This window comes from Streptomyces sp. NPDC002926 (assembly GCF_053591755.1).
Map to the genome: position 1 here is coordinate 283,681 of NZ_JBSFUK010000001.1, position 19,696 is coordinate 303,376.

The 19,696-nt window shown below is 70.6% G+C and carries 13 protein-coding genes; 7 read left to right on the top strand and 6 right to left on the bottom strand.

Features of this window, described 5'->3' with window-relative positions; translation table 11 throughout:
- Positions 1–79 precede the first annotated feature (79 nt).
- Positions 80–940, top strand: a complete 861-nt coding sequence (locus tag ACWDZ6_RS01195; RefSeq protein WP_451501171.1) for a helix-hairpin-helix domain-containing protein — start codon at positions 80–82, stop codon at positions 938–940.
- Positions 937–3,534 carry a ComEC/Rec2 family competence protein gene (locus ACWDZ6_RS01200; RefSeq protein WP_451501172.1) on the top strand — a complete coding sequence of 866 codons (2,598 nt, stop codon included), beginning with the start codon at positions 937–939 and terminating at the stop codon, positions 3,532–3,534. The genes ACWDZ6_RS01195 and ACWDZ6_RS01200 overlap by 4 nt, the downstream gene beginning before the upstream one ends.
- A 141-nt stretch (positions 3,535–3,675) precedes the next feature.
- On the opposite strand, the gene ACWDZ6_RS01205 is transcribed toward ACWDZ6_RS01200, so the two are convergent.
- Complete coding sequence (locus ACWDZ6_RS01205) at positions 3,676–3,918, bottom strand: hypothetical protein (RefSeq protein ID WP_451501173.1); 243 nt, start codon at positions 3,916–3,918, stop codon at positions 3,676–3,678.
- An 82-nt stretch (positions 3,919–4,000) separates the two neighbouring features.
- Between ACWDZ6_RS01205 and holA the strand changes: the two genes are divergently transcribed.
- Positions 4,001–4,993 (top strand): DNA polymerase III subunit delta, encoded by a 993-nt coding sequence (gene holA, locus ACWDZ6_RS01210; protein ID WP_326649856.1) that lies wholly within the window; start codon positions 4,001–4,003, stop codon positions 4,991–4,993.
- A 224-nt stretch (positions 4,994–5,217) separates the two neighbouring features.
- On the opposite strand, the gene rpsT is transcribed toward holA, so the two are convergent.
- Positions 5,218–5,484, bottom strand: coding sequence for a 30S ribosomal protein S20 (rpsT, locus tag ACWDZ6_RS01215; protein WP_366730613.1), 267 nt, complete (start codon positions 5,482–5,484; stop codon positions 5,218–5,220).
- 234 nt (positions 5,485–5,718) lie between these two features.
- Here rpsT and lepA point away from each other — a divergent pair, with 234 nt between their 5' ends.
- Positions 5,719–7,584, top strand: coding sequence for a translation elongation factor 4 (gene lepA, locus ACWDZ6_RS01220; protein WP_366730612.1), 1,866 nt, complete (start codon positions 5,719–5,721; stop codon positions 7,582–7,584).
- 268 nt (positions 7,585–7,852) lie between these two features.
- Positions 7,853–9,742, top strand: coding sequence for an AMP-dependent synthetase/ligase (locus ACWDZ6_RS01225; protein WP_451501174.1), 1,890 nt, complete (start codon positions 7,853–7,855; stop codon positions 9,740–9,742).
- A gap of 69 nt (positions 9,743–9,811) precedes the next feature.
- On the opposite strand, the gene ACWDZ6_RS01230 is transcribed toward ACWDZ6_RS01225, so the two are convergent.
- Entirely contained in the window at positions 9,812–10,396 is a 585-nt protein-coding gene (locus ACWDZ6_RS01230; RefSeq protein ID WP_451501175.1) for a response regulator, read from the bottom strand.
- Between the two features lie 10 nt (positions 10,397–10,406).
- Entirely contained in the window at positions 10,407–14,510 is a 4,104-nt protein-coding gene (locus ACWDZ6_RS01235; RefSeq protein WP_451501456.1) for a HAMP domain-containing protein, read from the bottom strand.
- Between the two features lie 240 nt (positions 14,511–14,750).
- Between ACWDZ6_RS01235 and ACWDZ6_RS01240 the strand changes: the two genes are divergently transcribed.
- Complete coding sequence (locus ACWDZ6_RS01240) at positions 14,751–16,709, top strand: SpoIIE family protein phosphatase (RefSeq protein ID WP_451501457.1); 1,959 nt, start codon at positions 14,751–14,753, stop codon at positions 16,707–16,709.
- 40 nt (positions 16,710–16,749) lie between these two features.
- The gene (gene hemW, locus ACWDZ6_RS01245; protein WP_451501176.1) at positions 16,750–17,982 is read left to right on the top strand and encodes a radical SAM family heme chaperone HemW; all 1,233 of its coding nucleotides are present in this window, start codon (positions 16,750–16,752) and stop codon (positions 17,980–17,982) included.
- A 6-nt stretch (positions 17,983–17,988) separates the two neighbouring features.
- Here the strand turns inward: hemW and ACWDZ6_RS01250 are convergent, their stop codons facing one another.
- Entirely contained in the window at positions 17,989–18,810 is an 822-nt protein-coding gene (locus ACWDZ6_RS01250; RefSeq protein WP_451501177.1) for a DUF3097 domain-containing protein, read from the bottom strand.
- A gap of 10 nt (positions 18,811–18,820) precedes the next feature.
- Positions 18,821–19,555, bottom strand: coding sequence for an MBL fold metallo-hydrolase (locus tag ACWDZ6_RS01255; RefSeq protein WP_451501178.1), 735 nt, complete (start codon positions 19,553–19,555; stop codon positions 18,821–18,823).
- Positions 19,556–19,696 lie beyond the last annotated feature (141 nt).

A 19,696-nucleotide genomic window follows, 5' to 3' on the forward strand; every position in this document is an offset into this window, starting at 1 on the left:
TCGCGGGCCGGACCGCGGCCGCCCGGACCGCGGCCCGAGTCATGGCTTACGCCACCCGGGCCGATTGCGCGGCAGGCGCTTGTCCGCCGCTTCGACCGCGGCCCTGCGCAGCCGCGCGGATGCCCTGTTCGAGGGTGCTCCGCGCGGTGCGGGCACGGGACTCGACGCTGCCGGCGCGCGTTCGCGGGTGGACGCCGGGGACGTCGGCACCGGGGCGGGCACCGGCGCCGGGACGGTCACCGCTGCGGGTGCGGACGCCCGGCGGTGGGCGGGGCTTGCGCTGCGGGAGCGGTTGCCGATGTGGGTGCAGCTCAGGTGCGGGCTCGAGCCCAGGACTCTCGCCGCACTGGGCGTCGTTCTCGTGGTCGCCGCGGTCTTCGCGGCCCAGCACTTCTGGGCGGGCCGGCCGCAGGCCGTACGTGCCCCGGAGCTGGTCCAGCAGAGTGCGGCCTCACCGGAGCCGCGGCCTTCGCCGGGGGCATCGCCGTCCGACACCGGACCCGGCGGGCGGATCGTCGTCGATGTGAGCGGCAAGGTGCGCCGCCCGGGGGTGCTCCAGCTGCCCGCCGGATCCCGGGTCACCGACGCACTGCGAGCGGCCGGAGGCGTCAGGGCCGGCACGGACCTGTCCGGGATCAACCAGGCACGGGTCCTCATGGACGGCGAGCAGGTGGTGGTGGGCGGACCCGCGCCGCCAGGACCCCTGGTGACCGGATCGGGCACGGGCACGCGCGGCGCGCAGGCCGCGGGGCCGGTGAGCCTCAACGCGGCGACCGTGGAACAGCTCGACACCCTGCCGGGGGTCGGTCCCGTACTGGCACAGCACATCGTCGACTACCGCACGCAGCACGGCGGTTTCCGGTCCGTCGACGAACTCCACGAGGTCAACGGGATCGGCGACCGCCGGTTCGCGGACCTCCAGTCCCTCGTACGGCTATGACGGCCCCGACGCGCCCGGTGGTTCATGCCGCGTCGGGCCATCGGCTCGGGGCGTCCGATCCGCGGCAGGAGGGCCCGGCCGATCTGCGCCTGGTTCCGCCGGCGCTGGGCGCCTGGGCCGCGGCGGCCCTCGGGGTGGGCGCGCGGGGGTGGTGGACGGCGGTGGGTGTGACGGCATGCCTCGCCGTGGCGGGCCTGTTGCTGGCTCCGGCGGTGGCCCGTGCTGCAGGGGCGGTCACGTCGGTCCGTGGGCGTGGACTCAACGCCACTGCCGTGGCCGCGTTGTTGCTGTGTGCCGCCGCGGGAGCGGCTTCGGCGGGGCTGCACGGCGCGGATCTGCGCAGAGGGCCGCTTCCCGGCTTGGCGGATCAGTACGCCTACGTCACCGTCGAGTTGACGGTCACCTCCGATCCGCGACTCACCCGCCCCCGAATCCGCGGTGACCATATGGCGGCCATATCGATCGTGCTGGACGGTGAGGCGACCCGGGTGACGGCTCCAGGCGGCGCGGTCACGGCGATCCGGACGCCTGTCCTGGTGATCGCGCCGTTGGGCAAGCCGGGCAAGCCGGGTGACTCCGGCGGGTCCGGGGCGTCCGCCGGGTCAGGCACCCAGTGGCAGCGGCTGCTGCCTTCCACCCGGCTGCGGCTGTCAGGCCGGCTCGCGCCCCCGATGCAGGCGGACGACCGTTTCGCCGCCGTACTGAGGGCGCAGGGCGGCGGCCCGCCGCGCATCACCGGCCCGCCAACGGCACTCCAGCGGACGGCAGGAAGCCTGCGAGCGGGACTGCGTGAGGCGACAGCCGACCTGGCCCCCGACGCCCGCGCCCTGCTGCCCGGGCTCGTCGTCGGCGACACCTCCCGGATCCCGCCCGACCTGCACGACGCCTTCGAGGCGACCGACCTCACGCACTTGCTCGCTGTATCGGGGAGCAATCTGACCATCGTGCTCGTCCTGTTGATCGGGCCGCCGGGCACCGCCCTGCTGGCCGAACGGCGCGGCCTCGCGCCGAGGTTGGGCCTCACCCTGCGCGGGACCGCGCTGATCGGCGGGGTGCTCACACTCGCCTTCGTGGTCGTGTGCCGTCCGGAGCCAAGCGTGCTGCGGGCCGTCGCGTGCGGGCTCGTCGCACTTCTCGCCATCGCCACCGGGCGCCGCCGATCGCTCATTCCCGCGCTGGCCACCGCCGTACTGCTGCTCGTCCTGTACGACCCATGGCTGGCGCGCAGCTATGGCTTTCTGCTCTCCGTGCTGGCCACCGGTGCCCTGCTCACCATCGGCCCCTGCCTGAGCGCGGCGCTGCAACGGCGACGGGTGCCGCCGCGGCTCGCCGAAATGCTGGCCGCCGCTGCCGCAGCCCAGGCTGTGTGCGCTCCCGTGGTGGCGGTCTTCGCAGCCAGGGTGAGTCTGGTGGCGATCCCCTGCAACCTCGTCGCCGAGCTGGCGGTCGCCCCGGCCACGGTCCTCGGCTTTGCCGCCCTCGCCGCGACGCCACTGGCCATACCGCTCGCGGAGACGCTCGCCCGCTGCGCGGGGTGGCCCGCCGGATGGATCGCCTCCGTCGCCCGCACCGGCGCGGCGCTGCCCGGGGCGCAGGCGAGCTGGCCGGGAGGCTGGCCCGGCGGGCTGCTGTTGGCAGCCGTCACGGCACTGGTCGTGCTGGTCGCGCGCAGACTGTCGCGCCATCCCTGGGCAGCCGTCGGCTGCGCCCTGGTGCTCCTTCTCGCCGTCCTGCGCCCGGCCCCGCTCACCAGGGTCGTCACCGGCTGGCCCCCGCCCGGCTGGACGTTCGTGATGTGCGATGTCGGCCAGGGGGACGCCACCGTGCTCGCGGCGGGCGAGGGCGCGGCCGTGGTCGTGGACGCGGGACCCGATCCGGAGCTTGCCGACCGCTGTCTGCGGGACCTGGGCATCACCAGGATTCCGCTGCTCCTGCTGACGCATTTCCATGCCGACCATGTCCGGGGGCTGCCCGGGCTGCTGAGAGGTAGGGCCGTCGGCGAGGTCCAGACGACGACGTTCGACGAGCCGCGGGAGCAGAGCGCGTTCGTACGGAGGACGGCGGCCGCGGCCGGGGTGCCCGTCATCCGCGCCGGACCCGAGGAGCGGCGCGCGGTCGGGCGGCTCGCCTGGCAGGTGCTGTGGCCCCGGGCAGCCCTCGGCCCCGGCTCGACCCGAGCCTCCGCGCTCGTGCCCGACGGTCCCAACGACGCGAGCGTCACGCTGCTGGTGCGCATCGCCGGCGGTCCGACCCTCCTGCTCCTCGGCGACCTCGAACCCCCTGCCCAGCGAGGGTTGTTACGGGCCCACCCGGTACTCCCGCCGGTCGACGTCCTCAAAGTCGCCCACCACGGCTCCGCCCACCAACACCCCGGTCTGTTACGGAGCGTGCGCCCGCGACTGGCGCTGATCTCCTGCGGGCGGAACAACTTCTACGGTCACCCGTCGCCCCTTACCGTCGACGCGCTCCGGACCGGCGGAGCGGTGGTGCTGCGCACGGACACGGACGGGGCGATCGCAGTCACCGGAGGCGGCCGGGACCTGCGGGCCGTGCCCAGGGGCCGGGGCAGCGGGCCGGACCCGCCCGCCTTCTGAACCGTCTGGACCGGGGGCCGCCTGAACCGCTGGGGGCGGCCTGAACCGTCTGAGCCGGGAGCGGTCATGACTGACCTTCCTCGACGAATGGGGGTGCGCAAAGTCCTACGGCCATAGGGCCGGGACTTCCCGAACACGCTCCTATGCCTCCAGCCAGCCCTCGTACTCCGCGGCGAAATCGTCCAGCGCCGCGGGGTCGAGGCGGGCCTTCGGGTCCTCCACGACGACCAGCCACTGGGCGTCCTCGGCGTCGTCCTCGCCGGCCAGCGCGTCGCGTACGAGCTGGGGCTCATCGGCCACTCCGAAGCGGCCCGCCAGCTCCAGTGCCACCTCCTCGGCGGCGTCGCGGTCGGGCAGCACCAGTACATGTCTCGAGTCGATCACCGGTCCATTCTGCGGTACGTCTCCCGTACGGGAATCCCGGTACGCACAGGAGTGTCAGTGCCCCGTGGGATGCTGGATCGCGATGATCCGCAAACCTGGCCAGAACCCGACCGACGACCTCCTCGCCCCCGTCACGCTCGCCGTGGGCCAGGAGGACCTGCTCCTCGACCGTGCCGTGCAGCAGGTGGTGGCGGCGGCCCGCGCTGCCGACGCCGACACGGACGTACGCGACCTCACCTCCGACCAGCTACAGCCCGGCACCCTCGCCGAGTTGACCAGCCCTTCGCTCTTCGCCGAGCGCAAGGTCGTCGTCGTGCGGAACGCCCAGGACCTCTCCGCCGACACGATCAAGGACGTCAAGGCCTATCTGGACGCGCCGGCAGAGGAGATCACCCTCGTCCTGCTGCACGTCGGCGGCGCGAAGGGCAAGGGCCTGCTGGACGCGGCGCGGAAGGCGGGCGCCCGTGAGGTCGCCTGCCCCAAGACCACAAAGCCGGCGGAGCGGCTCACCTTCGTACGGTCCGAGTTCCGTGCGCTGGGAAGGTCCGCGACGCCCGAGGCGTGTCAGGCCCTGGTCGACTCCGTCGGCAGCGATCTGCGGGAGCTGGCCAGCGCGGTCTCCCAGCTCACCTCGGACGTCGACGGCACCATCGACGAGGCGGTCGTCGGGCGGTACTACACCGGCCGCGCCGAGGCCTCCAGCTTCAATGTCGCCGACCGTGCGGTGGAGGGCCGGGCGGCGGAGGCGTTGGAAGCCCTGCGCTGGTCGCTGTCGACGGGGGTCGCGCCGGTCCTGATCACGAGCGCGCTGGCGCAGGGTGTGCGGGCGATCGGCAAGCTCTCCTCGGCCCGCGGCGGGCGGCCCGCCGACCTCGCCCGTGAGCTGGGCATGCCGCCGTGGAAGATCGACCGGGTCCGCCAGCAGATGCGCGGCTGGACGCCGGACGGGGTCGCGGCGGCGCTGCGTGCGGTCGCGGAGGCGGACGCGGGCGTGAAGGGCGGCGGAGACGACCCGGAGTACGCGCTGGAGAAGGCCGTCGTGGCGATTGCGCAGGCGGCGCGGTCGGGGCGCTAGGGGCGCGGTAAGCGCGGTAGGGGCGGTAAGCAGGCCTCCACCGTCGGCCGGGCAAGCCGGAGGCCCCGGTGACCGTCCTGGGGAAGGATGGTCACCGGGGCCTCATGGTTCAAGCTTTTGTGCGCCGCACCCGCGTGGCGAACGCGTTCGGTGTGCGGCGCGGGGTGCCGGGAAGGAGCGGGAGAGAGGGCCCGCTGGGTCCCTACCGGCGATCGGTCAAGAGCTCAGCCCTGGAGGGCGCCAACCTTGATAGCCAGCGCCGACTTCTTGTTGGCGGCGGCGTTCTTGTGGATGACACCCTTGGAGACTGCCTTGTCGAGCTTCTGCGACGCCTCACGGACGGCCACAGTGGCCTTCTCGACGTCGCCGGTGGCGACAGCCTCGCGGGCCTTGCGGATCGCGGTCTTGACTGACGACTTGACGGCCTTGTTGCGCAGGCGCGCCTTCTCGTTCGTCTTGTTCCGCTTGATCTGGGACTTGATGTTCGCCACGAAAGAGCCTTTTCAGGTTCGATGATCTTTGAGTTTGCGTCCCTCCGCCCATAACCCTTCGGGCACGGGAGGTGCCCCAAGAGAGGGCACGAGACACAGCTGCCCACGTTACCAGCCGCCCCTTCACCGGCCCAAACCGGGCGCAGTCCCGTTCCCGTGGGACGATGGAGGCTACGTATCGATCCGACATCGCCCGAGACGAGACGCCCCGCGTCTCAAGAATCAGGACCCTGCGTGCCCGCGACTCCTACCAACGTGCCCGAGCCGAGCCGTACCGACCCGGCGCTGATCCGCAATTTCTGCATCATCGCGCACATCGACCACGGCAAGTCGACGCTCGCCGACCGGATGCTCCAGCTGACCGGAGTGGTCGATCAGCGGCAGATGCGCGCTCAGTACCTCGACCGCATGGACATCGAGCGCGAGCGCGGCATCACGATCAAGTCCCAGGCGGTCCGCCTGCCGTGGGCACCCAGCGAGGGCGAGGGTCACAACACGACCCACATCCTCAACATGATCGACACCCCGGGCCACGTGGACTTCACCTATGAGGTCTCCCGATCGCTCGCGGCCTGCGAGGGCACCGTCCTGCTGGTCGACGCGGCGCAGGGTATCGAGGCGCAGACTCTCGCCAACCTCTACCTGGCGATGGAGAACGACCTCACGATCGTCCCGGTCCTCAACAAGATCGACCTGCCGGCCGCGCAGCCGGAGAAGTTCTCCGAGGAGCTCGCCAACCTCATCGGCTGCCAGCCGGAGGACGTCCTCAAGGTCTCGGCCAAGACCGGCCTCGGCGTGGAGGCCCTGCTGGACCGCGTGGTCCGCGACGTCCCGGCCCCGGTCGGCGTCGCCGACGCACCCGCCCGCGCGATGATCTTCGACTCCGTCTATGACTCGTACCGCGGTGTGGTGACATACGTACGAGTCGTCGACGGGCAGCTCAACAAGCGCGAGCGCATCAGGATGATGTCCACCGGCGCCACCCACGAGCTGCTGGAGATCGGTGTCTCCTCTCCGGAGATGACCCCGGCCGACGGCGTCGGCGTCGGCGAGGTGGGCTACATCATCACCGGCGTGAAGGACGTCCGTCAGTCCAAGGTCGGTGACACGATCACCTCGCTGAGCAAGGGCGCCACCGAGGCGCTCGGTGGCTACAAGGACCCCAAGCCGATGGTGTTCTCCGGCCTCTATCCGCTGGACGGCTCGGACTACCCCGAGCTGCGCGACGCCCTCGACAAGCTTCAGCTCAATGACGCCGCGCTGGTCTACGAGCCGGAGACCTCCGCCGCTCTCGGTTTCGGTTTCCGTGTGGGCTTCCTCGGCCTGCTCCACCTGGACGTGATCCGCGAGCGACTGGAGCGTGAGTTCGGCCTCGATCTGATCGCCACCGCGCCGAACGTGGTCTACCGCGTGGTCATGGAGGACGGCACCGAGCACACCGTCACCAACCCGAGCGAATTCCCCGAGGGCAAGATCTCCGACGTGCACGAGCCGGTCGTGCGGGCCACGATCCTCGCGCCGAGCGAGTTCATCGGCTCGATCATGGAGCTCTGCCAGACCCGCCGCGGCACGCTGCTCGGCATGGACTACCTCTCCGAGGACCGGGTCGAGATCCGCTACACCCTCCCGCTCGCCGAGATCGTCTTCGACTTCTTCGACCAGCTGAAGTCCAAGACGCGCGGCTACGCCTCCCTCGACTACGAGCCCACCGGCGAGCAGGCCGCCCAGCTCGTCAAGGTCGACATCCTGCTGCACGGCGACAAGGTCGACGCCTTCTCCGCCATCACGCACCGGGACGCGGCGTACGCGTACGGAGTAAGGCTCGTCGCCAAGCTGAGGGAGCTCATCCCGCGGCAGGCCTTCGAGGTGCCCATCCAGGCCGCGATCGGCTCGCGCGTCATCGCCCGCGAGACCATCCGCGCCATCCGCAAGGACGTCCTCGCCAAGTGCTACGGCGGTGACATCTCCCGTAAGCGGAAGCTGCTCGAGAAGCAGAAGGAAGGCAAGAAGCGGATGAAGATGGTCGGCAGCGTCGAGGTGCCGCAGGAGGCCTTCATCGCCGTGCTGTCCAGCGACGACAGCGGCAAGGCAAAGAAGTAGCCGCACCCTCGCGGCAGCCGTACGAAAAGCGCCCGCCGGGGTCCGGACGGGCGCTTTTCGTATGGCTGTGGACGCATCACCCGATAGGTGAGGGATACACCGACCAGCGGTTCCAGCCACCGGCCGAGCGTTCCGTTCGTTATCAAGCGGCAGCCCGTAGCCCCTTACGCGCAGGTCCCGGGCGCTCTACCCTGAGCACGGCTCGATGGTTACTCGCCAGTTAAACAGCAGCCACTCGTGCAGTGCTGCCGCAGGCCCGGAGGACGTCGTGAGCGACACAAAGACCTTGATCGAGAACCGACCGCCCTCGGTGGCGAGTCTCTTCACCGAGCGCGTGGCGGCTACGCCGGACGCCGAGGCCTACCGCTATCCGGTGGTCCCCGCCACCGGTCAGGGGCCCGACGACTGGAAGGCCCTGACCTGGGGGCAGGCCGCAGAGCGGGTCTACGCCATCGCGGCCGGACTGATCGACCTGGGGGTACGCCCGGAGGAGCGCGTCGCGCTCGCCTCCTCCACCCGGGTCGAGTGGATCCTCGCCGACCTCGGCGTGATGTGCGCGGGCGGTGCGACCACCACGATCTACCCGTCCACCAACGCCGAGGAATCGGCGTACATCCTCTCCGACTCCGAGAGCCGGGTGCTGATCGCCGAGGATGCCTCCCAGCTGGCCAAGGCGCGTGAACGGCGGGCCGAGCTGCAGGACCTGAAGCACGTCGTGGTCATCGACGCGAAGGGCGTGGAGCCGGACGAGAGCGACCCCGAGGGCTGGGTGCTTTCGCTTGCCGACCTGGAAGCCCGCGGCGCGGATTACCTCGCCAAGCACCCGGACTCCGTCAAGGAGCGGGTCGATGCGATCAGGGCCGACCAGCTGGCCACCCTGATCTACACCTCCGGCACCACGGGCCGGCCCAAGGGTGTGCGGCTGCCGCACGACAACTGGTCCTACATGGCCAAGGCGACCGCCGCGACCGGGCTGATCAGCAAGGACGACGTGCAGTACCTCTGGCTGCCGCTCGCCCATGTCTTCGGCAAGGTGCTGACCTCCGGGCAGATCGAGGTCGGCCATGTCACCGCCGTCGACGGCCGGGTCGACAAGATCATCGAGAATCTGCCGGTGGTCCGGCCGACGTACATGGCGGCCGTGCCGCGCATCTTCGAGAAGGTCTACAACGGAGTCGCCGCCAAGGCGCGGGCCGGCGGTGGCGCGAAGTACAAGATCTTCCAGTGGGCGGCCGGGGTCGCCCGCGAGTACGCCAAGGCCGCGCAGGACAACTTCCGCCGTACGGGCTCGGCCTCCGCGCCCTTCGGACTCACCGCCAAGCACAAGGTCGCCGACGCGCTCGTCTACTCCAAGCTGCGCGAGGCCTTCGGCGGCAATCTGCGGGCTGCGGTTTCCGGCTCGGCCGCGCTCGCGCCCGACATCGGCTACTTCTTCGCCGGCGCCGGGATCCACATCCTCGAGGGCTACGGCCTCACGGAGTCCAGCGCGGCGTCCTTCGTCAACCCGGGCGAGGCGTACCGCACGGGCACCGTCGGCAAGCCGCTGCCCGGCACCGAGGTGCGTATCGCCGACGACGGCGAGATCCTGCTGCGCGGCCCCGGCATCATGGAGGGCTACCACCGCCTGCCCGAGAAGACCGCCGAGGTCCTCGAATCCGACGGCTGGTTCCACACCGGTGACATCGGGGAGCTGTCCGAGGACGGCTACCTGCGCATCACGGACCGCAAGAAGGACCTGATCAAGACCTCCGGCGGCAAGTACATCGCGCCGGCCGAGGTCGAGGGCCAGTTCAAGGCGGTGTGCCCGTTCGTCTCCAACATCCTGGTGCACGGCGCGGACCGTAATTTCTGCACCGCGCTGATCGCGCTGGACGAGCCGACCATCCTCGGCTGGGCCAAGGAGAACGGCCTGGACGGCAAGCCGTACGCCGAGGTGGTCGCCACCAAGGAGGCCGAGCAGCTCATCGAGGGCTATGTGAAGCGGCTCAACGAGGGGCTGCAGCGCTGGCAGACGATCAAGAAGTTCCGCCTGCTCCCGCGGGACCTGGACATCGAGCACGGCGAGCTGACGCCCAGCCTCAAGCTGAAGCGGCCGGTCGTCGAGCGCGAGTACAAGGACCTCATCGAGGACATGTACGCAGGCTCCCGCGAGTCGTAACCGCGCGAGGCGCAGGACCGGCCGACGGGCGGGAGCCCGCCCGCAGGACCGAATGTGCTGCGGGCGGGGCTACTGGCTCCGCCCGCGGCGCAGGTCCCCCAGGATCTCCTCCACCCGGGTCAGCTGCATTCGCACCTCCGGTATGTCGCTCGGGCCGCTCCTGTCCAGCTCGCTCTCGATCGCACTCAGCCGCTTCGACATCTGGCCCAGCTGCTCCTGCTCCTGTGCCAGCATCCGCTCCAACTGGCGGTTCTTGCGGTGCAGTTCGAGGAAGACATTCACCTTGGCGCGCAGCACCCAGGGATCGAACGGTTTGGTGAGGAAGTCCGCCGCCCCGGTGGCGTAGCCGCGGAAGGCATAGCCACTGTCGGCATCCGTCCCGGTCAGGAAGATGATCGGGACGTCCTTCGTCTGGTCGAGCCGCTTGATGTTGGACGCTGTCTCGAAGCCGTCCATGCCGGGCATCCGCACATCCAGCAGGACCACCGCGAACTTCTGCCGCAGCAGCGCCTTCATCGCCTCTTCCCCCGAACGAGCCCGGACCAGCGGTTCGTTGAGGGACCCCAGGACTGCCTCGAGGGCCACGAGATTGTCCTCCATGTCGTCCACCAGGAGGATGCTCGCGCGGTCGGCGGTGGGTGCCTCTGTGCTCATCGTGTCTGCCTCACGTGATCGTCGGCGGGGCAGTCGGTTTCCCATCGCCGATCGGCTGCCCCGGTATTGCAGGTTCTTCGGCCGAAGGCGCACTGTCCGGCCCGGCCGTTCCGCTCTCCGGATCCAGCACGGAACAGACGACGGTCAGCAGACGGTCCACGTCGACCGGCTTCGGCACGTAGTCGTTGGCGCCCTGCGCGATCGACTTCTCGCGGTCGCCCGGCATTGCCTTGGCGGTGAGGGCGATGATCGGGAGGTCGGTCCAGAGCGGGCTGCGCCGTATGGCCTCGATCGTCTCGTACCCGTCCATCTCGGGCATCATGATGTCCATCAGGATCAGTTCGACGTCGGGGTTGCGCTCGAGTGTCTCGATGCCTTCCCGGCCGTTCTCCGCGTAGAGCACTGGCATGCCCACTCTGCCGAGCACATGGGTGAGCGCGAAGACGTTGCGGATGTCGTCGTCGACGATGAGGACGCGGCGGCCCGGCAGGATCCGGCCCGCCCGGCCCGACTTCCACTCCTCCAGCTTGGTCGTCGTGGGCCAGCCGTCCTCCAAATCCGGGCGCGGCACAGGCTCGCTGTGGTGCCGCTCGGGCGCGGCCAGCGGCATGCCATGGATGTCGTGGCCGTCATGGGAGCCGTCGCTCTCGCCGCCGGCATGGCCGGGGTGCAGGACGGGGACGTACAGCGTGAAGGTGGATCCACGGCCCGGCTCGCTCTCGGCGATGATGCGCCCGCCGAGCAGCCCCGCGATCTCCCGGCTGATGGACAGGCCGAGGCCTGTCCCGCCGTACTTGCGGTTGGTCGTCCCGTCGGCCTGCTGGAACGCCTCGAAGATCACCGGGAGCTTCTCCGGGGCGATACCGATGCCGGTGTCGGCCACGGCGAAGGCGATCAGGTCGTCGATCCCCTTGAGCAGCTTGTCGTCGGGGTCCTTGACTCTCTCCACCCTCAGTTCGACGCGGCCGGAGGAGGTGAACTTGATGGCGTTGGAGAGCAGGTTGCGCAGAATCTGCTGGAGCCGCTGCTCGTCGGAGTACATCTCGCGCGGTACGTCCTCGCCGACCGCGACCTCGAAGGCCAGCCCGCGGTCGAGGGTGATCGGACGGAACGTGGCGTGGACATAGTCGAGCACCTTGATCAGCGGCAGCTTCTTCGGGCGTACGTCCATCCGGCCGGCCTCGATCTTCGACAGGTCCAGAATGTCGTTGATCAGCTGGAGCAGATCGGAGCCCGAGCGGTGGATCGTGGTGGCGAACTGCACTTCCTGGTCGGAGAGATGGCCGTCCGGGTTGTCGGAGAGCAGCCGGGCCAGGATGAGGAGGGAGTTCAGCGGCGTGCGCAGTTCGTGCGACATGTTCGCCAGGAACTCCGACTTGTACTGCGAGGAGGTCGCGAGCAGTGCGGCCTTCTCCTCCAGTTCGGCGTTGGAGCGCTGCAGTTCGCCCTGCTGGCGCTGGAGCTCGTCGGAGCGCTCCTGGAGCTGGACCGCGAGCCGCTGGGACTCGCCGAGCAGTGACTCCGTACGGGAGTTGGCGATGATGGTGTTGATCGCGACGCCGATGGTGTTCACGAACTGGTCGAAGAAGGCCAGGTGGACGTCGGAGAAGCGGGAGAAGGACGCCAGTTCGATGACGCCGAGCAGTTTGTCCTCGAAGAGGATCGGGATGATGACGACGCTGGCCGGTGACGCCTCACCCAGACCAGAGTTGATCTTGATGTAGTCCGGCGGCGCTTCCTCGAGGAGGATCCGCTTCTTCTCCAGGGCCGCCTGGCGCACCAGACCGTGGCCCGGCATCCCGGTGGTGTCTATGGTGGCCGACTGGGCCGAGCCGTAACCTGCGATGAACGCCAGTCCCTTGGTGGTGGACGTGGTGTGGGACGGAGCGCCGTCGGCGTCGGGGTCGGCCAGGAAGAACGCGCCGTACTGCGCGTTCACCAGCGGGGTCAGCTCGCGCAGGATGAGGTCGGCGACCTCCATCAGATCGCGGTGGCCCTGCATCAGACCGGCGAGACGGGCGAGATTGGACTCCAGCCAGTCCTTGGCCCGGGTGGTCTCGCGGAGGTTGGACACCATCAGATTGATGTTGTCCTTCAGCTCGGAGACCTCGCCGCGCGTCTCGACCGTGATCGAACGGGACATGTCGCCCTGGGCGACGGCGGACGCCACCTCGGCGATGGCCCGGACCTGGGTGGTGAGGTTGAGCGCCAGCTCATTGACGTTCGTCGTCAGCCGCTTCCAGGTGCCGTACACGCCCTCGACCCGCGCCTGGCCGCCGAGCTGGCCCTCGGAGCCGACCTCGCGGGCCACCCTGGTGACCTCGGAGGAGAACGAGGAGAGCGTGTCCACCATGGTGTTGATGGTGGTCTTGAGCTCCAGGATCTCGCCGCGCGCGTCCACGTCGATCTTCTTGGAAAGGTCGCCCTGCGCCACGGCCGTCGCCACCTGAGCGATGTTCCGCACTTGTGAAGTGAGGTTGTCGGCCATGTAGTTGACGTTGTCCGTCAGGTCCTTCCACAGGCCGGTGACGCCGAGAACCTGGGCGCGGCCGCCCAGCCGGCCGTCGGTGCCGACCTCGCGGGCGACCCTGGTGACCTCGTCGGCGAAGGCGCGCAGCTGTTCCACCATCGTATTGACGGTGTCCTTCAGCTCCAGGATCTCGCCGCGCGCGTCCACAGTGATCTTCTTGGAGAGGTCGCCGTTGGCGACGGCGGTGGTGACCTGCGCGATGTTGCGGACCTGGCTGGTCAGGTTGGACGCCATGAAGTTGACGTTGTCCGTGAGGTCCTTCCAGACGCCGGAGACGCCGCGGACCTGCGCCTGGCCGCCGAGGTTGCCTTCCGTGCCGACCTCGCGGGCGACCCTGGTGACCTCGTCGGCGAAGGCGGAGAGCTGGTCGACCATGGTGTTGATGGTCGATTTCAGCTCCAGGATCTCGCCCTTCGCCTCGACCGTGATCTTCTTGCCGAGGTCGCCCTGGGCGACGGCCGTCGACACGAGCGCGATATTGCGGACCTGTGAAGTGAGATTGTCCGCCATGAAGTTGACGTTCTCGGTGAGGTCCTTCCAGACGCCGGAGACGCCGCGGACCTGGGCGCGGCCGCCGAGGTTGCCTTCCGTGCCGACCTCGCGGGCGACCCTGGTGACCTCGTCGGCGAAGGCGGAGAGCTGGTCGACCATGGTGTTGATGGTCGATTTCAGCTCCAGGATCTCGCCCTGGGCGTCCACGGTGATCTTCTGGGAGAGGTCGCCGTTGGCGACGGCGGTGGTGACCTGCGCGATGTTGCGGACCTGGCTGGTCAGGTTGGACGCCATGAAGTTGACGTTGTCCGTGAGGTCCTTCCAGACCCCGGACACACCGCGGACCTGGGCGCGGCCACCCAACTGGCCCTCCGTGCCCACCTCGCGCGCGACCCTGGTGACCTCGTCGGCGAAGGCGGAGAGCTGGTCGACCATGGTGTTGACGGTGAGCTTCAGCTCAAGCAGTTCGCCGGTCGCCTCGACCGTGACCGTACGGGTCAGATCGCCGCGGGCCACCGCCGTGGTCACCGCGGCGATGTCCCGCACCTGCGCGGTCAGCCGGGAGGCCATGGTGTTGACCGCCTCGGTGACGTCCCGCCAACTGCCCGAAAGGCCCTGAACCTTGGCGCGTCCGCCGAGCCGGCCCTCCGTGCCCACCTCGCGGGCCACCCGCGTCACCTCGCTGGTGAACAGCGACAGCTGATCGACCATCTTGTTCACCGCACGGCCGAGGCGGCGTAGATCGCCGCGCAACTGACGGTTGCCGTCGTGCAGATCGACCCGCTGGGTCAGATCGCCGCCGGCCACCGCGTCCAGCACGCGGGTGGCGTTCGCGGCGGGCACCACCAAGGCGTCCAGCAGCGCGTTCGTACTGATGACACCGGACGTCCAGGCGCCCTGGCCGGGGCTGGCCGACAGTCGGTCGTCGAGCCGTCCGTGCCGTACGACCTCCCTGCGCACCCGCGACAGCTCGTCCGTGAAGTGCTGGTTGCGCACGGCGATCTGGTTGAACATCGCCGCCAGTTCGGCGGGCACGCCCTCATGGACCTCGGCCATCCGCACATGAAAGTCCCCGTCGCGCAGGGTCGTCATCGCGGTCAGCAGCGGGCGCAGCTCCGAGGCGCGGATCCAGCCGCCGTCGGCGGAGGGCGGGGAAGAGTCCGCAGGCAACCGGGACGCCGCCTGAGGGGAGGGCAACGCACTTTCTCTGTTCATAATCCGCCCACTTCGGTGACTCGGCGCTTATGAGCAGGCTCAGTCTGTCACTCTGTCGGTGTCATAAGCGGCGCATTGCCAGAACCGACCAGGAGCCGCACAGTGGGGTCCCTTCCGATGCAGCGCGAGACCGTTCACCGCACAACGCCGTTGTACCCCCTGCGGGATGACGCACGTTCAGTCGCTCGCACCAGCCTGCCCGGCAACCCTCTCGCACCGTCCGCCGCGCGCCGCTTCGTGCGCGCCGCCATCGCCGACTGGACCAACCTCGGGATGCTCGCCACCTGCGCCTTCTGCCGCGGGTCCGGGGGCTGCCCGCCGGGCAGGCACAGTACGGACCGGCTCGCCGACGACGCGGTTCTCATCGTCAATGAACTCGTCACCAACGCCGTCGTGCACGCGGGCACCACCGTTGAACTCCTCTGCAGGCTGGAGGAGTCGGCGGACGTCGAGCCCGCGGCCCTCGTGCTCGAAGTCTCCGACCACCACCCCGCCAGGGCCGTACGCAACGAGCCGCACGGCGCCGAGGAACGCTCCGGCACGCCCGAGTACGGGCGCGGCCTCCATCTCGTCGCGGCCCTCGCCGAGCGCTGGGGCATCACCTACCGCTCCGGCCTCAAGACCGTCTGGGCCCGTCTGCCCGTCGACGGCTGGGACACCTGCCCGCTCCCCGGCGCCGAACCCGCGCTGCAGCGCGGACTGCGCGCCGCCGAGATCCTCGCCCCCTCGCCCCGGCGCACCGTGCGCGAGGACCAGGACTGGATCAGCCGCGGCGCCCTCTCCTTCCTCGCCGAGGCCTCCGACCTGCTCGCCGGACAGCTCGACGAGGACATGGTCGCGGCGCTCGCCGGGCAGCTGCTGGTGCCGAGACTCGCCGACTGGTGCGCGATCTGGCTGGACAGCGAGGCGGGACGGCCGGGGTCCGGCTGGGGCGCGGGCGGCGGAGCGGGGGCCGCGCAGCGGCTCGCACGGGTCTGGCACAGCGACGAGTCACGTACGGAGCAGCTGCGCGATGCCCTGGACAAGGAGCCGCCGCTGCTGCCCGAGGCCGCGGGCAACGGGCCCGTACCGATTCCCTGGCCCGGTGACGGCGAACCGGGCGCCGGTGAGGGCTCGGCCGTCGCCTACCGCCTGGCCACGGGCGGACGCGGGCTCGGCACCCTGCTGGTGGCGCGGTACGGCCTCGCACGCGTACCCGACGAAGCGACCGCGCTGATCGCGGACTTCGCACGGCGGGTGGCTCTCGCGATCAGCGCGGCCCGCCAGTACACCCGGCAGGCCACCATCAGCCGGGTCCTGCAGCGCGGTCTGCTGCCCGGCAAGGTCGGGGAGATCCCCGGCGTCGACCGGTTCCTGGTGTACGAGCCGAGCGACGACGGCGTCGCGGGCGGCGACTTCTACGACATCTTCCCGGCCGGCTCGGGCGGCCGCTGGTGCTTCATGCTCGGCGACGTCCAGGGCAGCGGACCCGAGGCGGCGGTCGTCACCGGCCTCGCCCGGCCCTGGCTGCGGCTGCTCGCCCGCGAGGGGTACCAGGTCGGCCAGGTGCTGGACCGGCTCAACGGACTGCTCCTCGACGACGCCATGGAGGCGGCGGAGTCGGCCGCGCTGATGGTCGTGGCAGCGGGCGGTCAGGGCGTGCCGGAGGGTCCGCAGGCGCGGTTCCTGTCCCTGCTCTACGGCGAGCTGGTGCCCTCGCCCCGGGTCGGCGGAGGCGTCCGCTGCACGCTGGCGAGCGCCGGACATCCGCTGCCGCTGCTGCTGCGCCCCGACGGCCGGGTGCTCACCGCGGCCGAGTCGCAGGTGCTGCTCGGGGTCGTCGAGGACGTCGCGTACCAGAGCCAGACCTTCGACCTGGAGCCCGGGGACACCCTTCTCTGCGTCACGGACGGGGTGACGGAGCGGCGCTCGGGGACGCGGATGTTCGACGACGAGGACGGGCTCGCCCGGGTGCTCGCCGGCTGCGCGGGCCTGACCGCGCAAGGGGTCGCGGAGCGGATCAAACAGGCGGTGTACGAGTTCGGGGAGGCGCCGCCGGAGGACGATCTGGCGCTGCTGGTGCTCCAGGCGCGGTAGCCGTCCCGGGGCACTCGCGAGGTGACGGACAATGGGGGGCATGCCTTCCGTACTGCCCGATGGTGAGCCCATGCCCGAGGACGGGTCGCTGCCCGCGTCCGCCCTGACAGGCGCCGGGGACCGGCCGCTCGCCTTCTACCTGCATGTGCCGTACTGCGCGACGCGCTGCGGCTACTGCGACTTCAACACCTACACGGCGACCGAGCTGCGCGGCTCGGGCGGCGTGCTCGCCTCCCGGGACAACTACGCCGAAATGGTGGCGGACGAGGTCCGCCTCGCCCGCAAGGTACTGGGCGACGACCCGAGGCAGGTGCGGACGGTGTTCGTCGGGGGCGGTACGCCGACGCTGCTCGCGGCCTCGGACCTGGTGCGGATGCTGGGAGCGGTCCGCGAGGAGTTCGGGCTCGAGGACGGCGCGGAGATCACGACCGAGGCGAACCCGGAGTCGGTGGACCCGGCGTATCTCTCCGAGCTGCGGGAGGGCGGCTTCAACCGGATCTCCTTCGGGATGCAGAGCGCGCGGCAGCATGTGCTGAAGGTGCTGGACCGTACGCATACGCCGGGCCGCCCGGAGGCGTGCGTCGCGGAGGCACGGGCTGCGGGCTTCGACCATGTGAACCTCGACCTGATCTACGGCACGCCCGGCGAGAGCGACGACGACTGGCGCGCGTCCCTGGCGGCCGCGGTGGGCGCGGGTCCTGACCACATCTCGGCGTACGCGCTGATCGTCGAGGAAGGCACCCAGCTTGCGCGGCGGATCCGCCGCGGCGAGGTCCCGATGACCGACGACGACGTCCACGCGGACCGGTATCTGATCGCGGACTCGGTGCTCGGGGACGCGGGCTTCGACTGGTACGAGGTTTCCAACTGGGCCACCTCCGAGGCGGGCCGGTGCCTGCACAACGAGCTGTACTGGCGCGGCGCGGACTGGTGGGGCGCGGGCCCCGGCGCCCACAGCCATGTGGGCGGGGTGCGCTGGTGGAATGTGAAGCACCCGGGCGCGTACGCGGCGGCGCTGGCGGAGGGCCGCTCGCCGGGCGCGGGCCGCGAGCTCCTGTCGGCGGAGGACCGCCGGGTGGAGCGGATCCTGCTGGAGCTCAGGCTCCGGGACGGCTGCGAGCTGGGGCTGCTGCGCCCGGCGGGCCTGGCGGCGGCGGCCGGGGCGCTGTCGGACGGCCTGCTGGAGCCGGGGCCGTACGAGGAGGGCCGGGCCGTACTGACGCAGCGGGGCCGGCTGCTGGCTGACGCGGTGGTACGGGACCTGGTGGACTGACGCCGCTCAGGCGGGCGGTGCCGTCACGAAGTCGATCAGGTGCTCCACCGAGCCCAGGAGCTCGGGTTCCAGGTCCCGGTAGCTCCGGACCCCGCCAAGAATCCGCTGCCACGCCGCTCCCGTGTTCTCCGGCCAGCCCAGTGCGCGGCAGACTCCCGTCTTCCAGTCCTGGCCGCGCGGCACCGACGGCCACGCCCGGATGCCGACCGAGGACGGTTTCACCGCCTCCCACACGTCGATGTAGGGGTGGCCCACGATCAGGGCGTGATCGCCGGCGACCTGGGACGCGATACGGGACTCCTTCGAGCCCGGGACCAGATGGTCCACCAGCACCCCGAGGCGCGCGTCGGGGCCGGGCGCGAACTCCTTGACGATCGACGGGAGGTCGTCGATGCCTTCCAGGTACTCCACCACCACGCCCTCGATCCGCAGATCGTCACCCCAGACCCGTTCGACGAGCTCAGCGTCGTGGCGGCCCTCCACATAGATACGGCCCGCCCGCGCGACCCTCGCCCGTGCCCCCAGGACCGCGACCGAGCCGGAGGCCGTACGCGCCGGGCGGGCCGGCGCCGCCGCCGAGGGGCGGACCAGCGTGACCACCCGGCCCTCCAGCAGAAACCCCCGCGGGACCAGCGGGAACACCCGGTGCTTGCCGAAGCGGTCCTCGAGCGTGACCGTCGGGCCCTCCGCTGTCTTCTCGGTACGGATCACCGCACCGCAGAAACCCGTCGTGACCTCCTCCACGACCAGGTCGGACTCGGCGGGGACCTCCGGGGCCGGCTGCCGCTTCTTCCAAGGAGGCGTCAGATCCGGGCTGTAGCTGCGCATTTGGCCGACGCTACGACACACTGAAGCGCTCCGCCAACGAATCCCGCTGCGCGCGTACGAAAGCCGCGTCGACTCTCGCCCCGTGCCCGGGGACATATACCGCGTCCTCGCCGCCCAGCGACAGCAGCCGGTCCAGCGCCGCCGGCCAGCGGGGCGGGATCGCGTCCGGGCCCGCCTGCGGTTCGCCCGACTCCTCCACCAGATCCCCGCAGAAGACCACCTCCGGGCTGCCCGGGCCGCCGTCCGGCACCAGCAGTGCCAGATCGTGGCCCGTGTGGCCGGGTCCGACATTGGCCAGCAGCACCTGGCGGCCGCCCAGGTCGAGCGTCCACTCCCCGCACACCAGATGGCGCGGCAGCACCAGCAGATCGGCGGCCTCCGCGGCCTCCTTCGCGGGGACACCGTGCCGTACGGCCGCGTCGCGGATCTCGTCCCGCTCCCGCCTCATCAGGTCGTCGAGGCCGACCGCGCCGAACACTTCGGCCCCCGAGAACGCCGCGGTCCCCAGTACATGATCGAAGTGCGGATGGCTCAGTGCGATATGCGTCACTCGGCGGCCGCCCATCAGCGCCTGCGCCTGGGTGCGGAGCTCGGCGCCCTCACGGAGCGTCGAACCCGTGTCGTACATGAGGACACGGTCCTCGCCGGCGACCAATCCGACGGTCGCGTCCCAGACGGGCATCCGCCGGCGCCCCACCCCGTCGGCCAAGCGCTCCCAGCCGAACTCTTCCCAACTGACGTCCATACCGCGACGCTATCGGCAGGGACCAGCGGTGTCGCACGGTAGCGTGATCGGCCGCCCTCGCAGAACGCCCTTGCTAGGGGCGTACCCGACAGCCGTACACTGGCTCGGGGGAGTGCTGGCACTCGAACGTATCGAGTGCCA